At 51.9% G+C, this 6,384-nt stretch carries 7 protein-coding genes; 4 read left to right on the top strand and 3 right to left on the bottom strand.

The genetic code is table 11. The annotated features are described in order from the left end of the window. Positions 1 to 211: hypothetical protein (locus WCO56_28415; protein MEI7733527.1), on the top strand; the 211-nt coding region annotated here is incomplete at its 5' end. A 122-nt stretch (positions 212 to 333) separates the two neighbouring features. Here WCO56_28415 and WCO56_28410 read toward each other — a convergent pair. Further along, positions 334 to 1,272, bottom strand: coding sequence for an ADP-ribosylglycohydrolase family protein (locus WCO56_28410; GenBank protein ID MEI7733526.1), 939 nt, complete (start codon positions 1,270 to 1,272; stop codon positions 334 to 336). A gap of 5 nt (positions 1,273 to 1,277) precedes the next feature. Further along, positions 1,278 to 2,018 (bottom strand): hypothetical protein, encoded by a 741-nt coding sequence (locus tag WCO56_28405; GenBank protein MEI7733525.1) that lies wholly within the window; start codon positions 2,016 to 2,018, stop codon positions 1,278 to 1,280. 215 nt (positions 2,019 to 2,233) lie between these two features. Here WCO56_28405 and WCO56_28400 point away from each other — a divergent pair, with 215 nt between their 5' ends. The 3 genes from WCO56_28400 to WCO56_28390 all read left to right on the top strand — a co-directional run bounded on the left by WCO56_28400 (position 2,234) and on the right by WCO56_28390 (position 5,322). Continuing rightward, complete coding sequence (locus tag WCO56_28400; protein MEI7733524.1) at positions 2,234 to 3,595, top strand: VWA domain-containing protein; 1,362 nt, start codon at positions 2,234 to 2,236, stop codon at positions 3,593 to 3,595. Between the two features lie 52 nt (positions 3,596 to 3,647). Then, the gene (locus WCO56_28395) at positions 3,648 to 4,478 is read left to right on the top strand and encodes a histone deacetylase (GenBank protein ID MEI7733523.1); all 831 of its coding nucleotides are present in this window, start codon (positions 3,648 to 3,650) and stop codon (positions 4,476 to 4,478) included. Between the two features lie 166 nt (positions 4,479 to 4,644). Continuing rightward, positions 4,645 to 5,322, top strand: a complete 678-nt coding sequence (locus WCO56_28390; protein MEI7733522.1) for a hypothetical protein — start codon at positions 4,645 to 4,647, stop codon at positions 5,320 to 5,322. 133 nt (positions 5,323 to 5,455) lie between these two features. Here WCO56_28390 and WCO56_28385 read toward each other — a convergent pair whose 3' ends face one another. Continuing rightward, positions 5,456 to 6,259: a hypothetical protein gene (locus tag WCO56_28385; GenBank protein ID MEI7733521.1), complete on the bottom strand. Its 804-nt coding sequence runs from the start codon at positions 6,257 to 6,259 to the stop codon at positions 5,456 to 5,458. Between the last annotated feature and the right edge of the window lie 125 nt (positions 6,260 to 6,384).

Genomic DNA, 6,384 nt, shown 5'->3' with positions numbered 1-6,384 from the left:
GATTTCGGATTTCGGAATGCGGAGTGAATTTGCAGAAAAATGGGGAAACACCGACTTGGCAGGAAGATTGGCTGGCATAAAAATTTGGAACAAATTCTTTTGCAGAAAAATCAACATGCACAAAGGCAGCAGAAATAACAGGGGCCGCAAGGACGGCTGTAACCTTATTCCAAATCGCTATCAAGATGAGACTAATTCGCTGGTCTTTTGAGCTGCTGGCTTCGTTGCTCGCTCGTTATCCCGACAGGTCGGGACGGGTATGCGCCTCGCTCGCGTCTCGCCAGCCGCCCAAAATCCTGCGCGCCTTAGTCCCATCTTGAAAGCTCATTGGAATTAGCCAGGCGTGCGCTCAAAGGCCAGCGCAAACAGGCGATCAGCCAGCTCTTCAATCGTCTGGCGTTTGGCCAGTTTTTCCCGCCATTCTTCTGGAATGCCGCTTTCGCCGTAATACGCTCCTCCGATCTGGCCGTAAACCGCGCCGGTGGTGTCGGCATCGTCACCCAAGTTCACCGCTTTCAGGCAGCCGTCGTGGAAATTGTCCGAGTTCCAAAAGGCCCAGAGGGCTGCTTCCAGGGATTGAACCACGTAGCCAGTGCCACGGATATCCGGTGGATTCCGCCGTTTGAATGATCCTTCGGCAATGGCCGCAATTTTGGGGTGCAGCGGGCTTTGCTCCCACAAACCTGGTACCGGACTGAAGTTTGATGACATCAGCACTTCTTTCGACACCCCGTTCACCGCTGCTACCAGCAGTCCGCCAAAATAGCGGCAGGCGTCTATGCAGGTCGCTGCGCCATGGGTGGTCCGGGAGCTGTCCGCTGCCCGTTGAATGGCCAAAACCGGATCGTTGGCAAACGCCAGTGGTATCGGAGCCAGGCGCATGATGCAGCCGTTGCCGGCACGCTGTGAACCCGTGGTGCCGGAAAAAGGTTCACCACTGTGTTCAAACTGGCTGAGTGCACTGGAGCAGGTGGTGCCGATGTCAAAACAGCGGCCATTGCTGCTTAGGTAACCTTCATCTCGCCACCGCAAATATCGCTGCATTTGATCGCGGGGGTCGAAACCGCGACATTCCACCAGGCTGGTGCCCAGACAAAGCGCCATCGAGGTATCATCGGTCCATTCACCCGGTTTCAACCGGAACGGCCCGCCGCCCAACATGGCCCTGATCGGGCTGAAGGTGTCGGGGGGCTCAAATTCAAGTGTGGTGCCCATGGCATCGCCCGTGGCAAGGCCGAGCAAGGCTCCCCGAAAGCGTTCGTTTGTATTCATGGCTTTTACGGTTTTTGAATGCCGAACGTGGATGATTTGAGCTGTGGTTCGCAGGTTCCAACCAGGACCAGCAGGTCGGGCTTGCAGAAGATGGCTGCCGTTTTCTTCACCACCCCGTTTGACGATGGTGCTTGCGGGAAATCTTTTTCCGCCAGGTAGGCGCCGCGTTTGTAAAACTTGTTTACGATAGCCGCCACTTTCTTTGCGCCTTCGATACCCAGTAGCGCAATAGCAAATCCGTCGTCTGTCAGGGTCTCCGCATTGTGAAAACCCAACCGGTAGGTTTCATTGGGAGCGAATCGGATTTTGCCGTCCCGGCTCCAGGTCACGCCGTTGCTCAGGCTGATGCCATTAGCCATTTCCTTGGCCAAATAGCGGGGGATATCTTTGGGGTCTTTGTATTTCTCATCCGCATCCTCATTCACGGCACAGCGCTCCTCGTCAATGGTGTAAACGCCGATATCGGTCCAGTACACCCGGGAATAGATCCAGAACCCGGTTTTTTCCAATTGATGCAGGAAAAGCATGGCGGCCTGGGTATGGATGAAATCCTTTTGCATGAAGCAGGCATGCAGAACCGAAGCGATGACGTCGCCCTTTGGCAGAACGAAATTACTACTCTCCAGGATTTCCCGGCCTTGCTGGTACTTGACCGTGCTAAAAAAATTCGGTCCCGCAATTCTCAACTGTCCGTTGAGATGATTGAAGGTAACTCCGTCCTGCGCTGTTGTCGCAAACTTGTTCATCGGGAATGCCGTGAACCACGGATTACACGGATTGCATTGATGGGAACACGGACGGCGGGCCGTGTTTTGTCCTGATTATAAAAGAACAGGTGTTAAGCACTTTTTGGCTGAACGTAACAACCCATCGCAGAAGAGCACCGTGTATACAAGAATTTTTTGAATGTTTTTTAGGAAAAATGTTGCCATTTCAGACATGGCAGAATATTGTGATCTTTATGAAAACCAAGCTGCATCTGGATTATCGCAAGATTTTAACCGCGCAGCCGCAACCGGTGCATTTCGCATTGGAATTCATCGCCGATGCCATCGCCAACCCACGATCCAAGCCGGCCGCGTTCTGTATTGTGCTGGACCGCAGCGGATCCATGGGCGGACCACCACTGGAAAAAGCGAAGCAGGCAATCGCCATGGCGATTCGTAATCTGCGCCAGGGGGACTTGTTCGGGCTGGTGGTGTTCGATGATGCAGCCCAAGTGGTCATACCGTTGCAAAAGGTTTCATCCAGAGAGGGCATGATCTCAATATTGCAAGGTATCATCCCTGGTGGTTCCACCAACCTCACCGGTGGCTGGATGCTAGGCCGGGATGAATTGAAGAAAGCCCCAACTGACACCATTCGCCGTTTACTGGTGCTAAGCGACGGGTTGTTGAATGTGGGCCTCACTGATCCAGTGCAGGTGCGACAGATCGTGGGGCAAGGCTTGGAGATGGATGGCATACGAACCGCCTGTCTTGGTCTTGGTAATAATTACGATGAGAAACTGCTCAGCAGCCTTGCGGAAGCGACCAACGGGGAGTTTTACGACGCTGATTCCCCGGACAAGTTCCCGGAAATCTTCAGCCAGGAGTTGGAGGGGTTGCAGCGATTGTCCGTGCAGAACCTGCGGGTACGGGTCAAGCCGCTGGATTTTTGCGAGTGGGTTCGGCAGATGAGCACCTGCCCAACTGTGCAGCTACCGGATGGGCGTCAAGAGTTTGCGCTGGGAGATTTAATGAGTGAAGAGCAGCGCGTGTTATGCCTGGAGATCGGTGTACTGCCGCTGCCATGCATCAGCGGCACGCCGGTGACCACGCTGGAAGGCGAGGTGTTGATCGAGGTTGAGATTCTTTGCGATGAAATCAGTGCGGCAGGGATTGCGTCCCGATGTGTGCGCCAGGTAGTAAGAATTCAAGGCACGCAGAATCCTGCGGAAGTCACTTTGGATGAGACTGTTGTGCCCTGGGTAGCCATGCAAAAGGCGGGGCAGGCTTTGAAGTCGGCCCATGATCTGGCGGACCGAGGGGATCTGGCGGGAGCCATTGGAGTATTGGAAACAACCCTGATGTTCCTGCAAAAATACGGAACACAGGATAAAGTGTCGGAGGCAGTGCAAATGCTGGCCCAGTTGCGGGAACGATTGCAAATGGGAGGATTGTCGGTTCGAGATCGAAAACTATCGGAGATGCAGCGCTATCGGTCTTCAAAATTATCAAAGAAAGATTTTTCTGCCCAGATGCCGGATGCCCTGCAACCACCGCCTCCGCCTCCCATGCCACCACCCCAAAAACCGCCGGAGGAACCGCCAGGCAAGCCTTGACTTACGATCACCATGCGACGGGATGCCCTACCGAAAGGGATGTTTTAACAATATGAAAGTATTTTATGACCCACGACAGAACGCGGCGAAAAACGACAGTTTTTCACCCAGCGCGAGCAAACCGGCGCTGGTCGTTCAGGCGTGGCAGGAAGCTGGAATCCATCTGGACATCGAGTCCTTTGAACCGTTGTCCGTCGAAGATATTTCCCTGGCCCATGACGAGCAACATGTGCGGGATATTTTGGATGGCCGCAAGCAGAATGGGTTCTACAATACCTTACTTGAGGTGGCCGTGAGCTTGCCTTGGACCACGGGCTCATTTGCGGCGGCGGCGAAGTATGCCTACCAGACCCGGCGTAACGCCTGTTCGCCCACCAGCGGTTTTCACCATGCCTGCCATAGTCAATGTGGCGGTTTTTGCACATTTAACGGGTTGGTCATTGCTGCACGCATCCTCACCGATAGGTTCAAGGCAACCAGAATCGGAATTCTGGATTGCGATCGGCATTACGGCAACGGCACGGATAATATCATCGCGGCCTTGAAGTTGCAGAATATCGCCCATCACACCTTTGGTCAGCACATCCACAGAGTCGAAGATGCAAAGGACTGGCTGGCAGAATTATGTGACCTGATGAGAAACAACTTTCAGGGCTGTACGGTTCTATTTTATCAAGCTGGTGCAGATCCCCATGTGAACGATCCGTTGGGAGGCCTCTTGACGACTGAGGAATTGCGCATCCGCGATGCGATCGTGTTCGAGACCGCCAGGGAGATGAAAATTCCAGTGTGCTGGAATTTGGCTGGAGGCTACCAGGAACCAATCAGCAAGGTGTTGGAAATTCACACCAATACCGCACGGGAAGCTGAAAAAATGGAGTGAAAGAGGCGGAGACGCTGGATATTGGCGCTCTGTTTGTAATGAGGAATAAGCCTATTGTGGCGATGTTTGTTAAAGGATTTTCCGTGGATGATACGGCGGCATGCAGCAGGACCAGAGGAATAGCGCCTGCCACCCTACACAAGCCCGGTTGAAAAATTCGAATCCTATGCTCCAAATCATCAACATTACGCCCAACATCCCAATGCTTGTATTCGACAAGCAAGTGCAACTTACTTCCTCGTTGGTACGGATTCAGGAACACTACGAATCCCCCCACTTCGCAGGACAGTACTTCTCGATGAAGGAATTCGTAACGTGGTACACCCAGCACAGCCCCGGCGGCAAAATAACGGGACGGTTCACCTATTTCACTGATTGGCCGGGATTCAACTTCCCTTCAAGAATTTTGAAGCCATTCAAGGATGGCCACTTTAATCCTCTGACCCATCGTGAAGTCAGAGTATTGCAAGCACTCCAGGAGTACCCCGAGCCTTTCTATGTGGTCGCGGTAGCCAGGTTTGAGGATGACATTGATTCTTTGATAATACACGAAGTAGCCCATGCCTTCTTCGATTTATACCCGGACTACCGCGAGAGTGTCCTGAAAGTCGTGAGAGGGTTCGACAGTTCACAAATCAAAATCGAATTGAGGGGCGACGGATATGGCCCTGCTACCTTGGAAGATGAAGTGCATGCCTATGGGTTGGATGGCGATGGTTCTTTGTGCTGCAACTTCCCGCGCAGAGTGACGCGGGAACTGAACCGCATATTTACAGAGCAGGTTCAGAAAATCGGCGCACACATACCAAGCTATAATTGCAAGACACGGGAATTCATTCCGTGAGCGACCACGGATTACACGGATTGCACTGATGGGAACACGGACGGCGGGCCGTGCGGTGCCCAGCCAACCTCCGCTGCGCATCGTGGTTACTTGGACATGGCCTTCGCAAGAGCCATTGCACTTTGTAATTCCCTCAGAAACGCAGAGCGTATTTCAAATGACTCAGAACCTCAGAGGTTGTAACAACCTTGTTGCTATCGCCACTACGGCCATCTGCGCCCGCGCAAAACTCGTATATGTCTTTTCTTTGACGCTGCGCTGTTCCATCTGAGCAATACTTCGTTAATGATTCCAAGGGTGCCTTGTATATGGCTTTAAGTGATGGAAAAGAATCTTTTTGGCTCAACAATTGAACGAACAAATACGCTGGAGGCTCCACAGAAATTGTTTCGTGTGGATGTTGAGGATTCGCAATAGTGCGATTGCCAGAGTTGCGCTTTGGGTTTTGTTGGAACAGGTATACAATTATTGGAACTTCAAGCTCGGACACGTAGTATACGTTTGTACTTACGAGTGCGTCCACTTGGTTTTCAAGATTTTTTAATTCCTTGCCGCGCTCAGTTTTATCAACATTCTCTAGATCGCGAACGGGAAACTCTTTGCCTTTGTGTTGCAAGAATGAATAAAACGCATTCATTGTGTTTGCAAATGTTTCCGCATAGGCATTATTGGTTTTCAACGCCGCCGCGATAGCCGCGCGTGTCGCAGAGGAATTCCGTTCGCCGGTTAGGGCGTTGTCGTACAGTACCTTTGCGATGTGTGGATTTGAGGGGGAATATAGTTGAGCCATGGCTTCAGTTAATTCAACTCTTTGCCGGATCTCCCAATGAATGTCTGAAGCGATGTCGTGAACATGATTATTATAGAGGAAGGCTGCCAGAGCCGTAAATGCCGCCAACCCCAACCCACCCACGGATTGTTGCGTTTGTTTGTGCATGGATGAGGTATTGAGGTTAACTAATAGGTCGGAATATAGGGCATAACACGCTCATCAAAGTCGCCGCTTTTGGTTTTGTAAATATAATTGTGTAAATGTTTTTTTGTTTTGTTTTTTGTTGTTTT

This window comes from Verrucomicrobiota bacterium, assembly GCA_037139415.1.
Taxonomy (GTDB): Bacteria; Verrucomicrobiota; Verrucomicrobiia; order Limisphaerales; family Fontisphaeraceae; genus JBAXGN01.
The sequence above is the reverse complement of the archived record's forward strand: the minus strand, read 5'-3'. Positions and strand labels throughout refer to the sequence as shown.